General features: G+C 61.1%; 16 protein-coding genes. 7 read left to right on the forward strand and 9 right to left on the reverse strand.

Annotation, left to right across the window (positions count from 1 at the left end; translation table 11 throughout):
• The first annotated feature begins 3 nt into the window (after positions 1–3).
• The 3 genes from JL39_RS07045 to JL39_RS07055 are packed head-to-tail and all read left to right on the forward strand — an operon-like array spanning position 4 to position 3,129.
• On the forward strand, positions 4–1,035 hold the full coding sequence (locus JL39_RS07045) for a serine hydrolase (RefSeq protein WP_244446841.1): 1,032 nt from the start codon (positions 4–6) through the stop codon (positions 1,033–1,035).
• Positions 1,036–1,045: 10 nt separating this feature from the next.
• Positions 1,046–2,161, forward strand: a complete 1,116-nt coding sequence (locus JL39_RS07050; RefSeq protein WP_037147779.1) for an anhydro-N-acetylmuramic acid kinase — start codon at positions 1,046–1,048, stop codon at positions 2,159–2,161.
• Positions 2,162–2,208: 47 nt separating this feature from the next.
• Positions 2,209–3,129: an EamA family transporter gene (locus tag JL39_RS07055; RefSeq protein WP_037147781.1), complete on the forward strand. Its 921-nt coding sequence runs from the start codon at positions 2,209–2,211 to the stop codon at positions 3,127–3,129.
• A 9-nt stretch (positions 3,130–3,138) separates the two neighbouring features.
• Here JL39_RS07055 and JL39_RS07060 read toward each other — a convergent pair whose 3' ends face one another.
• Genes JL39_RS07060 through JL39_RS07075 form a run of 4 tightly spaced genes read right to left on the reverse strand, consistent with a single transcriptional unit; the run spans position 3,139 to position 6,965 of the window.
• A complete protein-coding gene (locus JL39_RS07060) occupies positions 3,139–3,882 on the reverse strand; it encodes an ABC transporter permease (RefSeq protein WP_037147783.1) in 744 nt (247 codons plus the stop codon).
• On the reverse strand, positions 3,879–4,817 hold the full coding sequence (locus tag JL39_RS07065) for an ABC transporter ATP-binding protein (protein WP_037147785.1): 939 nt from the start codon (positions 4,815–4,817) through the stop codon (positions 3,879–3,881). The genes JL39_RS07060 and JL39_RS07065 overlap by 4 nt, the downstream gene beginning before the upstream one ends.
• Positions 4,814–6,025: an ABC transporter permease gene (locus tag JL39_RS07070; RefSeq protein ID WP_152601061.1), complete on the reverse strand. Its 1,212-nt coding sequence runs from the start codon at positions 6,023–6,025 to the stop codon at positions 4,814–4,816. Before JL39_RS07070 ends, JL39_RS07065 begins: the two co-directional genes overlap by 4 nt.
• A 28-nt stretch (positions 6,026–6,053) precedes the next feature.
• On the reverse strand, positions 6,054–6,965 hold the full coding sequence (locus JL39_RS07075; RefSeq protein WP_037147788.1) for an ABC transporter substrate-binding protein: 912 nt from the start codon (positions 6,963–6,965) through the stop codon (positions 6,054–6,056).
• A 231-nt stretch (positions 6,966–7,196) separates the two neighbouring features.
• Here JL39_RS07075 and JL39_RS07080 point away from each other — a divergent pair, with 231 nt between their 5' ends.
• Positions 7,197–7,520 (forward strand): DUF6665 family protein, encoded by a 324-nt coding sequence (locus JL39_RS07080; RefSeq protein WP_037147790.1) that lies wholly within the window; start codon positions 7,197–7,199, stop codon positions 7,518–7,520.
• 39 nt (positions 7,521–7,559) lie between these two features.
• Here JL39_RS07080 and groL read toward each other — a convergent pair whose 3' ends face one another.
• The 3 genes from groL to JL39_RS07095 form a co-directional block, all read right to left on the reverse strand.
• Entirely contained in the window at positions 7,560–9,188 is a 1,629-nt protein-coding gene (gene groL, locus JL39_RS07085) for a chaperonin GroEL (RefSeq protein WP_037147792.1), read from the reverse strand.
• A 44-nt stretch (positions 9,189–9,232) separates the two neighbouring features.
• Complete coding sequence (locus JL39_RS07090; RefSeq protein WP_037147794.1) at positions 9,233–9,547, reverse strand: co-chaperone GroES; 315 nt, start codon at positions 9,545–9,547, stop codon at positions 9,233–9,235.
• A gap of 244 nt (positions 9,548–9,791) precedes the next feature.
• Complete coding sequence (locus tag JL39_RS07095; RefSeq protein ID WP_037147796.1) at positions 9,792–10,016, reverse strand: hypothetical protein; 225 nt, start codon at positions 10,014–10,016, stop codon at positions 9,792–9,794.
• 339 nt (positions 10,017–10,355) lie between these two features.
• Between JL39_RS07095 and JL39_RS07100 the strand changes: the two genes are divergently transcribed.
• The 3 genes from JL39_RS07100 (at position 10,356) to JL39_RS07110 (ending at position 15,363) form a co-directional block, all read left to right on the forward strand.
• Positions 10,356–12,104 carry an ABC transporter ATP-binding protein gene (locus tag JL39_RS07100; RefSeq protein WP_037147798.1) on the forward strand — a complete coding sequence of 583 codons (1,749 nt, stop codon included), beginning with the start codon at positions 10,356–10,358 and terminating at the stop codon, positions 12,102–12,104.
• Positions 12,105–12,146: 42 nt separating this feature from the next.
• Entirely contained in the window at positions 12,147–13,031 is an 885-nt protein-coding gene (locus tag JL39_RS07105) for an AraC family transcriptional regulator (RefSeq protein WP_037147800.1), read from the forward strand.
• 166 nt (positions 13,032–13,197) lie between these two features.
• On the forward strand, positions 13,198–15,363 hold the full coding sequence (locus tag JL39_RS07110; protein ID WP_037147802.1) for a TonB-dependent siderophore receptor: 2,166 nt from the start codon (positions 13,198–13,200) through the stop codon (positions 15,361–15,363).
• Positions 15,364–15,416: 53 nt separating this feature from the next.
• Here the strand turns inward: JL39_RS07110 and JL39_RS07115 are convergent, their stop codons facing one another.
• Positions 15,417–17,066, reverse strand: a complete 1,650-nt coding sequence (locus JL39_RS07115; RefSeq protein ID WP_037147804.1) for a urocanate hydratase — start codon at positions 17,064–17,066, stop codon at positions 15,417–15,419.
• Between the two features lie 10 nt (positions 17,067–17,076).
• Positions 17,077–18,165 (reverse strand): DUF917 family protein, encoded by a 1,089-nt coding sequence (locus tag JL39_RS07120; RefSeq protein ID WP_037147806.1) that lies wholly within the window; start codon positions 18,163–18,165, stop codon positions 17,077–17,079.
• Between the last annotated feature and the right edge of the window lie 4 nt (positions 18,166–18,169).

The following is an 18,169-nucleotide window of genomic DNA, read 5'->3' on the forward strand; positions in this document are numbered from 1 at the left end:
GTCATGGACGACCGGATGGGTACCACAGCCAATGCAAAGCTGATCGCCACCTTCGAGCGTGCCTTCGCGCCGCTGGAAAAGTCAGTCGCGGAGAAACGCATCCCGGGCGGAGTGCTCGGCGTCGTTGACCTGAAACACGGCCGCGTGACGCGCGCGGTCGGCTCGGCGCAGATCGTTCCGGCCGTCCGGCCAATGACGCTCGACACCTGGTTTGACCTCGCTTCGCTCACCAAAGTGATCTTCACCACGCCGCGTATCCTGAAACTTGCCGATGAAGGCGTGATCGATCTCGACGCGCAGCTCACCGCGCTGCTGCCGGATTTCCGCCAGTACAATGCCGATGCCTGGGAACGGAAAGTGACCTTCCGCCAATGCCTCGGCCACCAGACGCCCTTCCCCGGCGTCGAGCCGATCTACACCTATGGCCGCGATCCCGATCTCCTCCGCGCCTTCGTCCTGCAGCGGGAGTGGCGGGCCGGTCCACCACTCTATTCGGACATCAACTTTATCCTGCTCGGCTTCGTGCTGGAGCGGCTGGCAGGCAAGACAATCCGCAACCTCGACCCCGGTCAGGGCTTTGCATGGTCCGGCAACCCGGAGAATACGGCCGCGACAGAGGACTGCCAGTTCCGGCATCGCGTGCTTTGCGGCGAGGTACATGACGAGAACTGCTTTGCCCTGCAAGGCTCCGGCCATGCGGGCCTGTTCGGCACCGTCTCTTCCGTCCTCGATTTTGCCGAGAGCCTGTTGAATGGAACCGGCGCTTCCGCAAACGCCATCGCCCTCATGCGCACGCCTCTCTCCAGTCGCCGCACCCATGGTTGGGAACACCCCTATCCCGACTGGTCGGGCGGCAATGCCTGCAGCCCCGCGACGATCGGGCATACAGGCTTCACCGGCACCGGCCTCTGGATCGACTTCGAAAAGGGTCGCGCCTGGACACTGCTCACCAATCGCGTCCACCCGACCCGCCATTCCGATAGCGGCATACTGGCGCTTCGCCAGACTGTCAGCGATCTCATTAATCAAGCGTGAGGATTCTGCCATGGAACCAATCTGGGCTGTAGGCCTGATGACCGGAACCGTTCTCGATGGCAATATCGACGTCGCACTCTTAAACACCGACGGCGAAGCGATCGACACCTTTGGCGCCTACACGCTCGCCCCCTACCCGCCGGAAATCCGTTCGCTGCTCGAAGAGACCTTGCAACAGGCCCGTGCCTGGAATTTCGAAGGTCCGGAGCCAGCGATTTTCAGCAAGGCCGAAGAGGCTCTGACCCGCGCCCAATCGCAGGCCGTCAAAGACCTTGTGACAAGCGCCGGACTGACCATGGCAGATATCGGCATCGTCGGGTTCCATGGCCAGAGCGTGCTGCACCGTGCGCCGACCAGGGAGCGGATCGGCGCCACCCGCCAACTTGGCGATGGCGAACTCATGGCCTCGATCCTCGGCACCAAGGTCGCCTATGATTTCCGCACGGCGGATGTGCGGGCCGGCGGCCAGGGCGCGCCGCTCGCCGCCGCCTATCACGCAGCCCTGCTGCGCAGTCTGGATACGTCGGGCGATACGGCCGTGCTCAATCTCGGCGGTGTCGCCAACATTACCTGGTGGGACGGCAAGGATCTGGTGATTGCCTTCGACACCGGCCCGGCCAACGCGCCGCTCAACGATTTCATGAAGATGCGCGGTTTGGGCGAGATGGACCGCGACGGCGCACTGGGCGCTTCCGGCAAGGTGGATGAAGAACGCCTCGCAAAGCTGCTGGAGCACCCGTATCTCACGGCACCTTATCCGAAGTCGCTCGACCGGTTCGATTTCACGGCCGCCATGGCGGAGGGACTCGACGACGCGACGGGGGCCGCGACACTTTCAGCCTTTACGGCATCCGCCGTCGGCAAGGCCCTCGACCTTTTGCCGCACCGCCCGAAACGGCTGATCGTCAGCGGCGGCGGCCGCCGCAACCCGACGATCATGGCGATGCTCGAAAGCCGCGCGGGCGTGACCGCCGTTTCCGCCGACCAGTTCGGCTGGCGCGGCGATGCGGTCGAGGCGGAATGCTTCGCATTTCTTGCAGTCCGTGTCCTGCGGGGTCTGCCGATCAGCTTTCCGACCACGACCGGCGCTCCAAGCCCCTTGCAGGGAGGCCGACTCGCGGGATAAGCGACAATTAGTATTACAGCTTAGAATCGAAGGGGCGCTCGGATATCATGGAAAAGAGAGTTCCTTCTGCTTTGGGCGTTAATGTGGTGCTCGTCGGCGTGCTGCTGATGCTGCTTGGGGACTTCATGTTCTCGCTGAACGACGCCATGGGCAAGTGGCTGGTTGCAAGCTTCTCGGTCGGCCAGGTCCTGGTCATCCGTTCGCTCGGCGCGTTCTTCGTGCTCGGCCCGATGTTCGCCCGCCAGCCGATATCGGCGCTCTATTGTGTGGAGCGTCCAACACTCCAGGTAATGCGGGTCGTCTTCGCTACCGGCGATCTCGCGCTCTTTTATGCCGCTGTCGTCTATCTGCCGCTTGCCGATGTCATGACCTTCTATATGGCCGGGCCGATCTATGTTGCCGCGCTTTCGCATTTCCTGCTCGGAGAGCGGATCGGCTGGCGGCGCTGGCTTGCTGTTCTCATAGGCTTTGTCGGTGTTGTCATCGCTTTGCGCCCCTCCTCCGCGATGCTGTCCTGGCCGTCGATCTTTGGACTGATCGGCAGTTTCTCCTTTGCCCTGACGCTTGTCTTGAACCGCCGGCTGCGCGCGACCTCGGATGCTACGCTCGTGACGTGGCAAACGATCGCGGCGCTAATCGCCGGTATTTTTCTGAGCATTGGCCACTGGAGCCCGTTCGACTTCGGCCAACTGCTCGCGCTGTTGCTGCTCGGTATCGTTGCCTGCATCGCCCATCTGCTGATCACCCGTTCGCTGAAGCTTGCGCCAGCCTCGGTGCTTGCACCGCTGCAATATACGCTGCTTCTTTGGGCCGTGGTGCTCGGCTGGCTGTTCTTCGATGATCTGCCTGACGTGCAGACCTGGATCGGCGCGGGCATCATTGTGCTCGCCGGCCTGTTCATCTTCCATCGCGGCAACCTGAAACAGGATGCGGAAGCGATCGTGCCGACAGATTCAAGCCACGGCTGAGAGCGCAGATCAGGTGGAGCCCGCCCGACGCGTCAGCATGACCTCCGCCGCTGAAAGCCCGTCGTAGATCAGGACCGCCAGGGCGCCGACAATCAATCCCCCTTGCAATATGAAAGCAAGATTGTTCGACTGCAGTCCGGCGATGATGACTTCGCCAAGCGTTTTTGCCGCCACAGTCGAACCGATCGTCGCGGTGGAAAGGCTGATGACCACCGAAAGCCGGATACCCGCGACGATGACAGGCAAGGACAGCGGCAATTCGATCTGAAGAAGCCGCTGGAAATCGGTCATGCCGGCGCCGCGTGCCGCTTCCATCACCGAACGCGGCAGGTTGGTGAGCCCCGTCAGCGTGTTCTCGAAGATCGGCAGCAGGCCATAGAGGAAGAGCGCGATCAGTGTCGGCTTTTCACCGAATCCGACCGCGGGCACGGCGAGCGCCAGCACCGCAACCGGCGGAAAGGTCTGGCCGATATTCACGAGGCTACGGGAAAGGGCCAAGAACTCCGCCCCGAACGGCCGGGTGACGAGGATCGCAAGCAGCACCGCAATGACGGTCGCCACCAATGTCGCGATGAAGACGGTCCTCAGGTGCAGGAGCGTGAGATCGAGCAGGCTGCCCTGATTGTAGATCGCTGGCGCGTTCGGCTGCACCAGCGGCCTCAGGAGCGGTTCGAAGCTTGCCGGCGTCACCAGGAAGGCGACCAGAACGAGGAGCAGCAGCCCTCGGAGGATCGTCGGAAGCCAGACTTTCATTGCGGCCTCGCGGCGCACTTCAGAAGGGCGTCAAGCGTGACCCGCCCCATCGGCGCTCCACTTACGGAGACGACGGGCAGAGCCTTCCTGCCGGACCAGAGCAGATCTGCAAGCGCTTCCTGCTGGGTCCGGTCCTCGGCAATCGGCTCGCCATCGGCCTCGCCCGGCTCCACCGCCGTGCCGATCTTGGCGACCGACAGCAGACGGAACGGCCGCTCGGCGTCACCGATCAACGTCTCGACGAAGGGAGCCGCGGGCGCGCGCACGAGTTCTGCCGGCGGCCCGTACTGCAGCACCCTGCCCTTGTCCATGACGGCGATCTTGTCCGCCAGATAAAAGGCTTCGTCCATGTCGTGCGTGACGAGTACGATAGTCGTGCCGAAATGTTTCTGGATGGCCAGAAGGTCGTCCTGCGCCTTGGCGCGGATGATCGGATCGAGCGCCCCGAAGGGTTCGTCCATCAGGAGGACTTTGGGTTCAGCCGCGAGCGCCCGGGCAACCCCGACGCGCTGCTGCTGGCCGCCGGAGAGCTCGTGCGGATAGCGGGACCCGAACATTTTCGGGTCAAGCTGGAAGAGCGTCAGCAATTCCTCGACCTTGGCATCGATCCGCGATTTCTCCCAGCCAAGCAGGCCCGGCACGGTCGCGATGTTCTCTGCCACAGTGCGATGGGGAAAAAGACCGTGGCCCTGGATGGCGTAGCCGATCCGGCGGCGCAGTTCATGGCCAGGGATGGAGCGGTTGTCCTCACCATCCAGCCAGATCGCACCCGAACTCGGCTCGACGAGGCGGTTGATCATCCTCAGAAGCGTCGTCTTGCCGGAACCGGACGTGCCCACCACGACCGTGACGGTGCGCGGTTCGATCACCATCGAGACGTCATCGACCACGGCAACATCGTCATAAAGCTTGGTGATGGCATCGATCTCGATCATGCTGACCTTGCTCCGATCAGAACACGGGAATTCATTTCGATCAGCGCATCGAGGATGACGGCTGCGGCGAAGGCGAGCGCCACGGTCGGCACGGCACCGAGCAGCACGAGGTCCATGGCCGTCTGTCCGATGCCCTGGAAGACGAAGACGCCGAAACCGCCCCCGCCGATCAGCGCCGCAATCGTGGCAAGCCCAATATTCTGGACAAGCACGATGCGGATGCCGGTCAGGATCACCGGCAGCGCCAGCGGAAACTCGATCTGGAAGAGCCGCTGCCGATCCGTCATGCCGATGCCGCGGGCCGCGTCATTGGCCTCGCGCGGCACGCCGGCAAGCCCGACGACCGTGTTGGCAACCACCGGCAGCAGCGAATAGAGAAAGAGCGCGACGAAGGCCGGCGCGGTTCCTATGCCTCGAATGCCGATTTCCGCGGCACCCGGCACCGTCGCTGCAATCCATGCCAGGGGGCCGATGAGGATGCCGAACAGTGCAATCGACGGTATCGTCTGGATGAGGTTCAAGGTGTTGAGCACGCCGGCCCGAAGAGCTGCCACCCGGTGACACAGGATGCCGAGCGGCAGGCCCACCGCGGCGGCCACGATGAGCGAACCAAGCGCCAGCCTCACATGCTGGCCAGCCTCGCTCCAGAAGACATCGGCGCGGCCGGCATATTCCTTCATGATCGATAGTCCGTTCCAGCTCCCTGACAACAGAATGGCGCCAACGCCACCGGCCGTAAGGACAAGGAACAAGACCCGCATCCACGGCGGTGGCTTCAGTCGCGTGATCGCATCGGCCGCCAGAAGCATGAAGGCGAACAGGAGTAACCAGAAGCCGGAGGCCGGCGAGACGCGGGCATAGGCATTGCCGGCCGGTGTGAGGAAACTCGCAGCAGATCCGATCGCAAGCGCCAGGGCCACAAGCGCCGCAAACGCGGCAACCAGCTTGAGCCACGGCGACGTCCGGAACAGAGAAGCAGCGGCAGCAAGGAACAATGCGACAATCAACCCCCATCCCGCCCAGGCCGGCAGAGCGGCAAGGATCATCTTTGCTTCCCCCTGCATGATACGGTTGGGCTTGAGCACCGCGAAGGATGCGCCCAATGCTCCATAAGCAACAAGAAGAGCAATAACGATGCCGAGCTTGTCGAACCGAATCTTCAAACCGCTCCCCTGCCTCGCGACTGATAAGAGCCGTGCCCGGCCCATGTTGGTACGAAATCCGGCCGAAAAGGAACTACTTGAGGAAACCGTTCTTCTTCAGGAAGTCCTCGGCAACCGCCTTGGCGGGCTCGCCACCCACCTGCACGCGGCCATTGAGGTCCTGCAGGGTGACCAGGTCGAGCTTTTCGAAGACGGGTTTCAGCAGGGTCTCGATATCGGGATGCTGCTTCAGCACCGTTTCTCGGATGATCGGTGCCGGCTGGTAAACGGGCTGCACACCCTTGTCGTCTTCGAGGACCACAAGGCCGGACGGCGCAATGCCGCCATCGGTGCCATAGACCATGGCGGCATTCGCGCCGTTGGTCTGGTTCGCCGCCGCCGCGATCGTCGCGGCCGTATCACCTCCCGAAAGGGTGATGAGCTGTTCCGGCTTCAGCTGGAATCCATAGGTCGTCTGGAATGCCGGCAGCGCCGCGGCCGAATTGACGAATTCAGAAGAGGCGGCGAGCACGATCTTGCCGCCATCTGCGACATACTTGCCGAAATCCGTGAGGGTCTTCAGGTTATTGGCCGCGGCGACATCCTCACGGATCGCGATCGCCCAGGTGTTGTTGGCCGAAGACGGCGTCAGCCAGACGATCTTGTTGGCATCGTAATCCAGCTTCTTGACCGCTTCATAAGCCTTCTGGGGATCTTTCCAGACTGGATCGTCGCTCTTTTCGAAGAAAAAGGCGCCATTGCCCGTATATTCGGGATAGATGTCGATCTCGCCAGCCGCAATCGCCTTGCGAACGACGGGCGTGGCGCCAAGCTGGATACGATCGGTAGTCTCGATGTTGTTGGCCTTCAGCACGGCAAGGATGATATTGCCGAGCACACCGCCTTCCGTATCGATCTTCGAGGAAACGACAACCTGCGCCTGAGCCAGGCTGGCCGAAATACCAAGCGCAAGGGCAATACCCAAAAGTTGCTTTTTCAGGGACATGACAAATTTCCTCCAGATCGCGAACCTATGCTCGCATCGAATTTAGATACAGAAAAGAGTTCAAGTCGTCCCTATGTAGGGTCGACTTGGCAATCTGCGAGTTTCGGATCGTGGGGAAAAGCGATTTTTTCCACTATACGCTGAACGGCAGAAACCGAAGTGCGGTTACCCAAACTGGATACGGCGCGCTCCGGAAGCTGGCAGTGTCCGCCAACAAAAAGGGGGCCAATCTTGAGTTTTCGTCCGCCGCACTCGTTTAAAGCATCACCCGAGACCGGTTTCAACGTGCTGGAATACGAGCTGGCATCCGAGCGGGCTGACGCGCTTGGCCGCCACGGGCGCAAGGTGGAGGCAGCCCTTGCGGCGCTGGCAGCCTGGAAATCCGAACAGCCAAGGGGTATCGACCGGGAGGCTCTGGTGGACGAAGCCTCCGATGCGGTCTGGGCCTTCTTCATTCAGCGGGAAATCTGCGGCCTGCGGAACAACAGGGAAGTCATCTCCAAGTACGGAATCCCGAATGAAGTCCTCGCGCGGCTCGGCGCCGTCCGCAAGTGAGCGAGCGGCGCCGGAAAGGACGGGCCTCGATTTAATGGCCTAGAAGTCCATTCCGCCGGGGGGCATTGCAGGAGCGGTAGTTTCCTTCCTCGGCTTCTCGGCGATCATGGCTTCGGTCGTCACCAGCAGACCGGCGACGGACGCGGCGTCCTGGAGCGCTGCCCGGACGACTTTGACCGGATCGATGACCCCCATGGCATAGAGATCGCCATATTCGTTGGTCTGAGCATTCCAGCCATAGGAGAATTCGGTCTTCTCCCTGAGCTTGCCGACGACGATGGAACCTTCGGCGCCTGCGTTTTCGGCAATCTGACGAACCGGAGACTCGATCGCCCTGCGAACAATATCGATGCCCACCCGCTGGTCGTCATTGGCCGTCTTGATACTGTCGAGAGACTTGATCGCGCGCAGCAAGGCAACACCACCGCCGGGCAGGATGCCTTCCTCGACGGCGGCGCGAGTTGCATGCAGCGCGTCGTCGACGCGGTCCTTCCTTTCCTTCACCTCGACTTCCGTCGAACCGCCGACGCGGATGACGGCAACGCCGCCAGCGAGCTTGGCAAGGCGTTCCTGCAGCTTCTCGCGGTCGTAGTCGGAGGTGGTTTCCTCGATCTGGGCCTTGATCTGGCCGACGCGGCCTTCGATATCGGCCTTCTTGCCGGCGCCATCGATGATGGTCGTATTCTCCTTCTCGATCGTGATTCTCTTGGCGCGGCCGAGCATGTCGAGCGTCACGTTTTCGAGCTTGATGCCGAGGTCTTCGGAGATGACGGTACCGCCGGTCAGGATGGCGATGTCTTCCAGTATGGCCTTGCGGCGGTCGCCGAAGCCTGGAGCCTTGACGGCAGCGATCTTGAGGCCGCCGCGCAGCTTGTTGACGACGAGCGTGGCGAGCGCTTCGCCTTCGACGTCCTCGGCGATGATGAGGAGCGGCTTGCCGGACTGAACCACGGACTCAAGAACAGGAAGCATGCTCTGCAGGTTCGAGAGTTTCTTCTCGTGGATCAGGATATAGGGGTCCTCAAGCTCGACCCGCATCTTGTCCTGGTTGGTGACGAAATATGGTGAAAGATACCCGCGGTCGAACTGCATGCCTTCGACGACTTCGAGTTCTGTTTCGGCGGTCTTGGCCTCTTCAACCGTGATGACGCCTTCGTTGCCGACCCTGTTCATGGCTTCCGCCAGATACTGGCCGATCTCCGTGTCGCCATTGGCGGAAATGGTGCCGACCTGGGCAATTTCGGAATTGTTGGAAATCTTGCGGGCATTGCTCTTCAGCTCGGCGACGACCGCTTCCACCGCGAGGTCGATACCGCGCTTGAGGTCCATCGGGTTCATGCCCGAAGCCACCGCCTTGGCCCCTTCCCGGACGATCGCCTGGGCGAGAACCGTGGCGGTCGTGGTACCATCGCCGGCGACGTCGCTCGTCTTCGACGCGACTTCGCGCAACATCTGGGCACCCATGTTCTCGAACTTGTCCTCCAGTTCGATTTCCTTGGCAACGGACACGCCGTCCTTGGTGATGCGCGGCGCGCCAAAGGACTTGTCGATCACGACGTTGCGCCCCTTCGGGCCCAGTGTGACCTTCACTGCATTGGCGAGAATATCGACGCCGCGCAGCATGCGTTCACGGGCATCGGTATGAAATTTGACTTCCTTCGCAGCCATTTTCCTCACTCCTAATAGGCAGCCACTGACTGACTTGAACCGGATCAGGCGGCCTTCTGGCCGGCAACCGGGGCCTCGATAATGCCCATGACGTCGCTTTCCTTCATGATCAGAAGGTCTTCGCCGTCGATCTTGATCTCGGTCCCCGACCACTTGCCGAACAGGATCCGGTCACCCACTTTGACATCGAGCGGCTGGATCTGGCCCTGGTCGTTGCGCGCACCGGGACCGGCGGCAATGACCTCGCCTTCCTGCGGTTTTTCCCTGGCAGTGTCGGGAATGATAATGCCGCCCCTGGTCTTCTCCTCGGATTCGACCCGGCGGACGAGAATGCGGTCGTGAAGCGGTCGGAACGTCATGTCTTCCTCCTGGACAAGCGATGATGATCAAAGCTCCCTCCCGGACCGGCTGACCAGTCCGGACAAGCGCCACCCCCCTCTCAAACGAACGATTGGTGAGATCGATTTGGTTTGAGAAATTCCAGTTTCAAGGGGAAACGCTAAAAAATTGGCACTCTGCCCAAGCGACTGCTAACACGCAGGAAAAAGAAAGCATTTCCCGCAGCTGTCCAACCAGCATCGGGCTCGCCTTTCGTGCAAGATTTTATTCTTCCCAATCTTCCTCCTGGGAGGACAGGAGGTCGACAAGCTCAGCCACTTTTCCGGTCGGGGGCCGCCGGCCTTCGCTGACCAGCGCCTCTTCGCTGTTGATCCAGGCCCAGGCTTCGGCGAGTTCTCCCGCCGTCGCGCCGGTCGCGATGACATCGGCGATCATCGTCTCGTCGATAGGCCCAAGCACGGCGACGACATCCTCTGAAGTCATTGTCATGTCTTACTCCTCTCCTGTTAGCATCCAGCCACCGGCTTGGACCGATATAGGAGACCGCCGCGCAAAGTCGATTCCGGAAAGCTCCCGACGCCGTAGCCGATCGGCGCGATGCATTCGCCTGGGACAAGATCGAGAGTAAGCGGAGAACGGAGGCCGCCGGTCGCAAAAAACGGAAGCGGAACATTCCCATCCGCACGTTTTCGCTCGTTTGCATTCAGCGGTATAAAGCACTATCCGTCCGGGCTCGTTTTCTAATATGGAGTAAGCGGATCATGTTTCGTCAGTTTCGTTTTTTCTGGTCAGCCACGCTCTGATATCGATTTTACCCCGAGAACTTGAATGTTACGCCGCTTCTTCTCCTACTATCGGCCTTACCGAGGCCTTTTCATCCTCGATTTCGCGTGTGCGATCCTCTCCGGAGTCCTTGAACTCGGCTTTCCCATGGCCGTGAAACTGTTCGTGGACAGACTGCTGCTCAGCCAGGAATGGCTGCTGATCCTGGCCGCCTCCGCAGCGCTTTTCATCGTCTATGCAATCAACACCGGCCTGATGGCGATCATCACCTACTGGGGACACATGCTCGGCATCAATATCGAGACGGATATGCGCCGCGCCGCCTTCAACCATTTACAGAAACTTTCGTTCAGCTATTTCGACAGCCAGAAGACCGGTCATATCGTTGGTCGCCTCACAAAGGATTTGGAAGAGATCGGCGAAGTCGCCCATCACGGGCCGGAGGATCTGTTCATCGCGCTGATGACTTTTGCCGGCGCGTTGGCATTGATGTTCTCGGTCAACTGGCAGCTCGCCCTGATCACCGCAGTCATCGTACCGCTGACAGCCTGGGTCACCAGCCATTTCGGCAGCCGGATGACCCAGAATTTCCGTCGCCTGTTCGATCGGGTCGGCGACTTCAACACCCGTATCGAAGAGAATGTCGGCGGCATCCGCGTGGTTCAGGCTTTCGCCAACGAACAGCATGAGCGGGCACTCTTCGAAGAGGACAACCAGAACTACCGGCGCGTCAAGCTTGAAGCCTACAAGCTGATGGCGGCCAGCAGTTCGCTCAGCTACATGAGCATGCGATTGACCCAGATGGTGGTGATGATTGCCGGTGCCTATTTCGTCCTGTCGGGCGAGCTCACCGCCGGCGGCTTCATCGGCTTCCTGTTGCTCGTGGGTGTCTTCTTCCGGCCGGTCGAGAAGATCAACTCGGTCATCGAGACCTATCCCAAGGGCATTGCCGGTTTCCGTCGCTTCACCGAACTCATCGACACGGAGCCGGATATCGCTGACGCGCCGGATGCGGTTAAGGTCGACCATCTCAGGGGCGAGATCGCCTACGAGAACGTCTCCTTCGGCTACAGCCTCGAAAAGCCGGTGCTGAAGGACGTCAACCTGACGATCCACGCCGGCGAGACGATTGCCTTCGTCGGTCCCTCGGGTGCCGGCAAGACGACCATCTGTTCGCTGTTGCCGCGTTTCTACGAGATTGGCGGCGGCAGCATCACCATCGACGGCATCGATATCCGCAAGATGACGAGGGTATCGCTGCGCCAGCAGATCGGCATCGTGCAGCAGGACGTCTTCCTGTTCGGCGGCACGATTCGTGAAAACATCGCCTATGGACGGCTCCGCGCCGGGGAGAAGGAGATCGTCGAGGCGGCACGGCGGGCGCGGCTTGAGGAAATGCTGGCGAACCTGCCGGACGGGCTCGATACGATGATCGGAGAACGCGGCGTCAAACTCTCCGGCGGTCAGAAGCAGCGCGTCGCGATTGCCCGGATGTTTTTGAAGAATCCGCCGATCCTGATCCTCGACGAGGCCACCTCGGCACTCGACACGGAGACCGAACGCGCCATTCAGCGCTCGCTTGCGGAACTTTCAGAAGGCCGCACGACGCTGATCATCGCCCACCGGCTCGCCACCATCCAGGGCGCGGACCGGATCGTGGTCATCGACGGCAACGGCATCGTTGAACAGGGGACACACCAGGACCTGATCGCCCGGCGCGGTACCTATAACAGGCTGCACGAGGCGCAGATCGGTGAACGCCGACAAAACATGCCGATTGATGGCCTTTCATAAACTTGATAAACAGATACAAGTTTATATTTGCGGGAAATCAGGATGACGTTTCAGCCGCGGATGCAGAATAAGATCGAAGGCTTCTCGGTCATCGGAGGGCTTCGCCGCCGCAACTGGAACGGTATTGCTGCCGATCTCTGGGACGTGGAATGCGCAGCCTATGCAGGTGGACATTATGTAGCGCGCGATCCGCGCCTCTTCATCCTGCTCGACCACCGCGGTCGGGGCCGGCCGAACGTCAAGCTTTCTCCCAGGGGGCGCGGAGCGCCGCAGGACAGGCGTGACAGTCCGATTTCCTATATTCCCGCGGACATGGACCTCTGGGTCGATATCACCGAGGTGCAGTATGTGCGCCATCTCGATATCCATTTCGATGCGGATGTCGTCAGCCGGCGGCTGATGGAGGAGATCGATCCTAAGAAGCTCAGCGATCCGCAACTCCTCTTCTTCGACCAGCGCGTTGTGGCGCTTGCCGAGCTGATCGCCACCGAAATCGCCAATCCTGACCCGTTGCACGACCTTTACGGGGACGGGCTGGCACTGGCACTCGTCATCGACGTGCTCAAGATGATGAAGGCGCCGTCACGCAAACGCGGCTCCCTTGCCTCCTGGCAGCTCCGGCGCGCCACCGATTTCATCGCTGAGAATTGCATGCGCAATATCCGCCTGCAGGAGCTCGCCGACCTGACAAGTCTGTCGCAATCGCATTTCAGCCATTCCTTCAAGGCGTCGACGGGCATGGCGCCACACGAATGGCAGATGAACGCGCGCCTCGACCGCGCCAAGGAATTGCTCCTGGCCGACGACCAGCCCCTGACATCCATTGCCGCCGAGACGGGTTTTTCCGACCAGGCACACTTCACCCGGGTTTTCCGCAAGCATGTCGGCACGACTCCGGCACGCTGGAAAAAGGTAAGACGAGCCTAACGGCTGTCGCAGAGATTTGCTCATAGCCGTGAAAATTGCCCAAAATCATTCAATTGCTGCGGATCGGGCCAAGCCGAATGATTTAAATTGAGTTAATCACTCACCTTATCGCAGAGCCGCATCCAAGGGGGAGCGGCTGCTTGGACAAGTGAGTAGGGGTCTACGGATGGGGAAGCGGAAAGGGTTTTTCAGGATACGGTTGGGATTGGGCGCGAGCGCCGCGCTGATCGGCATTTGCGCGGGTTGGGCGGCTGAGGCGCAAAACGCCGACACGACCCTCGCCCCGATCGTGCTTCAGGGCGAAGGCGAAGGTGAAAGCGCGACCGGGCCGGTGAAAGGCTACGTCGCGAAGAAATCCGCCACCGGCTCCAAGACCGACACGCCGCTCAACGAAATTCCGCAATCCGTCTCGGTCGTCGGCAAGCAAGAGATGAACGATCGCGGCGTCGTCAACAAGATCGACGAAGCGCTGCGTTACACCCCAGGCGTCACCGCCGAGCCCTTCGGCACCGATCCGGATACCGATTGGGTTTACATTCGTGGATTTGACGCTACCCAGACCGGTGTGTTCTACGATGGCCTGAACCTTTTCTCCTACGGTTTCGGTGGCTTTCAGGTCGATCCCTTCATGCTGGAGCGGGTCGATGTCCTGAAGGGGCCTGCTTCGGTGCTCTACGGCGGCGGCAACGCCGGCGGCATCCTGAATTATATCCGCAAGCGCCCGACGGATGAGCCGTACTACTACACCGAAATTGGCATCAACAGTAATGGCAACGCTTTCGGCGGCTTCGATATTTCCGACAAGGTCGGCGACAGTGACACGATGACCTATCGCCTGACCGGCAAGGTTGCCGGCGGCGACAACTATTCGGATTATTCCGAAGACCTGCGCGGATTCATCATGCCGCAGCTGACCATATCGCCGGATGAGGCCACGAAGCTGACAGTCTGGGGTTCCGTCTCGGGTCTCGATCAGGTGCATACCGGAAACGGCTTCTTCCCCTATGTCGGCACGGTCGTCGACGCCCCGTTCGGCAAGATCGACCGCGATGCCTTCTATGGCGAACCGGACATCGATGAAGGCAAATATACCCAGCAGATGGTGGGCTACGAGTTCGAGCATGAATTCGACAGCGGCTGGAAGTTCTCATCGAACTTCCGCTATGGTCACCTCTGGAAGCACGAGGAAGGGCCGTATCTCTATGGGTATGTGGGCGGAACACCGACCGCACCCGACTACGAGCTTTACCGTATCGGCTTCGAAGCGACGTCGAAGGTCGATACCGTCGCCATCGACAATCGCGCCGAGACCGAATTCGATCTTGGTGCCACGCATCATGACCTCATGGTGGGCATCGACTACAAATACTATCGGCTGGATCACATCCAGGCCTGCTGCGGCGCGACCCCGATCAGCGCCACCGATCCTGTTTACGGCGTTCCGCAGGGAGCCAACTTCGTCTACATCGACCAAGTGGTGACGCAGCAGCAAATTGGCGGTTACGTGCAGGACCAGATCCGGTTCGGCGATGGCTGGCTCGTCACGCTCAACGGTCGCTATGATTTCGTCCATACGGACACTGACGATCGACTCACCTCGTCAAGCTACAGCTACGACAAATCCGCCGCCAGCGGCCGCGCCGGCCTGGCTTACGAGTTCGACAACGGCCTGACGCCCTATGCCAGTGTCGGAACCTTCTTCAACCCGACGGTTGCCGTCAGCACCACTCCCAACAACAAACCGGAAGAAGGTGAACAGTATGAAGTCGGCCTGAAATACGATCCGACACTCATCGACGGAACATTCACCGCATCCCTGTTCCACCTCACCAAGCGGAACGTCGCCGTCACTGACCCCGCCACCTCCCTTTCGGAGCAGATCGGCGAAGTGGAGTCGCGCGGCATCGAACTGGAAGGCAAGGTCAACCTGAACGAAAACTGGAAGCTTCTCGGCTCGTTTTCCTACACCGACCTTGAAGTCACGGAAGACCTCAACCCGGCCTATATCGGCAAGAAGCCCTATCTCGTGCCGGATATGACTGCCTCGCTCTGGTTGGATTACACCGTAAGGCAAGGCGCGCTTGAAGGCTTGAGCCTCGGCGGCGGCGTCCGTTATCAGGGCGAAAGCTGGGCGGATCGCGAGAACACGCTGAAGGTTCCGGATGCGGCGGTCTTCGATGCGGCGATCCGCTACAGGAAGGATGGGTGGGAAGGCTCCATCAACGTCACCAACGTCTTCGACAAGGAGTATGTGAGAGGCTGCGGCGGCGCGTACACCTGCGGCTATGGCGATGCCCGCACCGTTACCTTCAAGCTCAGCAAGGTCTGGTAGGCAGGCGTTCGCGGCGGCTCCAATCAGGCGCCGCCCCGCAACGCAGCGCTCGGTTAGAGCAGAAGCCCTGCGGCTTCCGCCGCGTTGATCGCCTCCTCGTAACCGGCATCGGCGTAACGGATGATCCCGAGCGAGGTATCGTTGGTGATGGCATGCGAAATGCGTTCCGCGGCAGCGTCGGTCCCATCCGCAACGATCGTGACGCCGGCACTGGTCATGTAGCCGGCGTAACCGCCGCCTCCGGAATGGATGACGACGAGATCGGCCATGGAAGAGCAGAGCGTCATCGCATTGATCAGCGGCCAGTCGGCGATCGCATCCGAACCATCCCTCATCCGCTCTGTCATGATATTCGGGTGCGTCATCGCGCCGGCATCGAGATGATCGCGCGAAAACGCGATCGGCCCGGCAAGTTCGCCGTTCCGGACGAGGTCGTTCACCCTCAGCGCAAGTTGCGTGCGCTCCCCATGACCGAGCCAGGCAATACGCGCCGGCAGGCCCTCGAACGGGACATTTTCCCGCGCCAGCCGTATCCAGTTGGTGACGATCCGGTTTTCGGGAAGGAGCTCCAGCACAAGATCGTCGATCCGGGCGATATCGGCCTCCTCGCCCGACAAGGCCATCCAGCGGAACGGACCGATCGCCTTGCAGAAGAGCGGCCTGAGATAGGCTTCGGTGAAGATTGGAATATCGAAGGCGTTTTCGACGCCGCCCTGCTTTGCCTGGGTACGGATCAGGTTGCCGTTGTCGAAGACTTCCGAGCCTCGTTTCTGGAAATCCAGCATGGCGCGCACGTGATCGGCGATCGAGGCCCGGCTTGCCGCCATCAGCTGCCCCTGCCCGTCCCTGCGCAACCGGCGTACCTCTTCGAGACTCATGCCCTTCGGCACGTAGCCGTAAACGAGGTCATGGGCGGAGGTCTGGTCCGAGACGACATCCGGCACGACGCCGCGCTTGACGATCTGCGGATAGATATCGGCCGCGTTGCCGACAAGGCCGACCGAGACGGCGCGCTTTTCCTTCACCGCCGCATCGATCATGGCAAGCGCCGTGTCGAGGTCGGGCGCCACCTCGTCCAGAAACCCGATCGATCTGCGCTTGGCGACCCGCTCTGGATCGATGTCGACGACGAGGATCGCAGCACCCGCCATGCGGCCGGCAAGCGGCTGGGCGCCACCCATGCCGCCGAGGCCGGCGGTCAGGACGAACCGGCCGGCAAGCGTGCCGCCGAACCGCTTCTCGGCAATCCGCATGAAAATCTCGTAGGTGCCCTGGATGACGCCCTGGCTGCCGATATATTGCCAGGCGCCGGCCGTCAGCCCGCCCCAGCAGATCAGCCCCTTCTCCTGCAGTTCATAAAAGTATTCGGCCTTTGCCCACTGACCGACGATGTTGCAATTCGCCATGATGACCAGAGGCGCCTTGTCATGGGTCTTCAGCAATCCCACCGGCTTGCCTGACTGGATGATCAGCGTCTGATCTTCCTCCATGATCTTGAGCGTCCGGACGATCGCATCATGCGCCGGCCAGTTGCGCGCCGCCTTGCCAAGCGCCGCATAGACCACGAGATTGTCCGGGTCCTCTCCGACCGAGAGCACGTTTTCGAGCAGCCTCAGAAGCGCCTCCTGCCGCCAGCCCTTGGCGCGCAATTCAGGACCGCCGGGGATCGGGAATTTCGGGTGACGCGGATTGGGCTTCGGCATGGTCCTCTCCTCAGGCGAGCGCGTAGTCGGCTATGTTGATGCCGAGCGCCGTTTCGGCAATCGGATAGACCGACGGGTCTTTCACGCTGGAGGAAAGCGGAATGATTGTCTTCGGCACGTGCAACAGGAAGACCCGCATGCCGGGCTGAAGCTGCCCGACACTCATCGGCTCACCGTCCGGTGACAAGGTACTGATGATGTCCGGGAAAGTCGCCAGCCGGTGACCGCCGGCATCCTCGACCGCCATGTATTCGTTCATCACATGCATGGTGATCGCCTTGTCGTCCTTGCCGAGCGTAAGCGTCCCCACATCGAAGGCCTCGTTCGTATAGACGACCGATTTGTCAGTCACCTCTGCCTCGATGAGGATCGAGCCGCCAGTCGTCCTGACGATCGCGTCGATGATCGCATGCCCGCCTTTGCCGTCTGCAGCGATGATCGCCTCGCCGAGCGTGAGCGCCAGGCTGATGCCGCCGAGCGCCGCATTCTTGCGCACATAGGACGCGCGCAAGGGATTGCGGCAGGAGGCGATGAAGCCGCCTGACTGGTCGGAGGCGGTACGCAGGACTGGCGAAACCTTTGCCGTCGCCCCGCGGATCACGAGCTCCATATAACGATTTTCGGCGCGGTTGCCGCCGACCGCCGTCTGGATCATCTGCTCCGGCGAATTCGCCATGCCGATCGAGCCCATGTCACCGGTCGGATGCGCCCGGACATCGCCGACGGCGTCGAGGACCTTGGTGCCGAGAATGGCCGACGGCAGCCAGCCGTTCAGCGTCGAGGATTTGCCGTTCTGGCCGATCATCAGCGCCTTGAGCGGCTCGCCGAGTGCCTCCTGCAGGAGTTCTACGGCCTTCACATAGTCGATGCCCTGCATCTCCCAATTGGTGGTGGAGGCCGGCGCGCCGATCGCCGCGGCCGTGGCCACCCAATCGTCGTCATCGAGCTCATCGATGGAGACGAGTTCCGGTTTGCCGATGCTGACAGCCGCATAGCCCAGCATCCGCCCGTGATCGGCCCAGCCGCCGCCACCGGCCGCATAAACGGAGCCGCCACGGACCGCCGCCTCGACATCCTTTTCTGTCAGAATCCGCCCCATGCCC

The organism is Rhizobium sp. YS-1r (assembly GCF_000757525.1).
Classification (GTDB): domain Bacteria; phylum Pseudomonadota; class Alphaproteobacteria; order Rhizobiales; family Rhizobiaceae; genus Neorhizobium; species Neorhizobium petrolearium.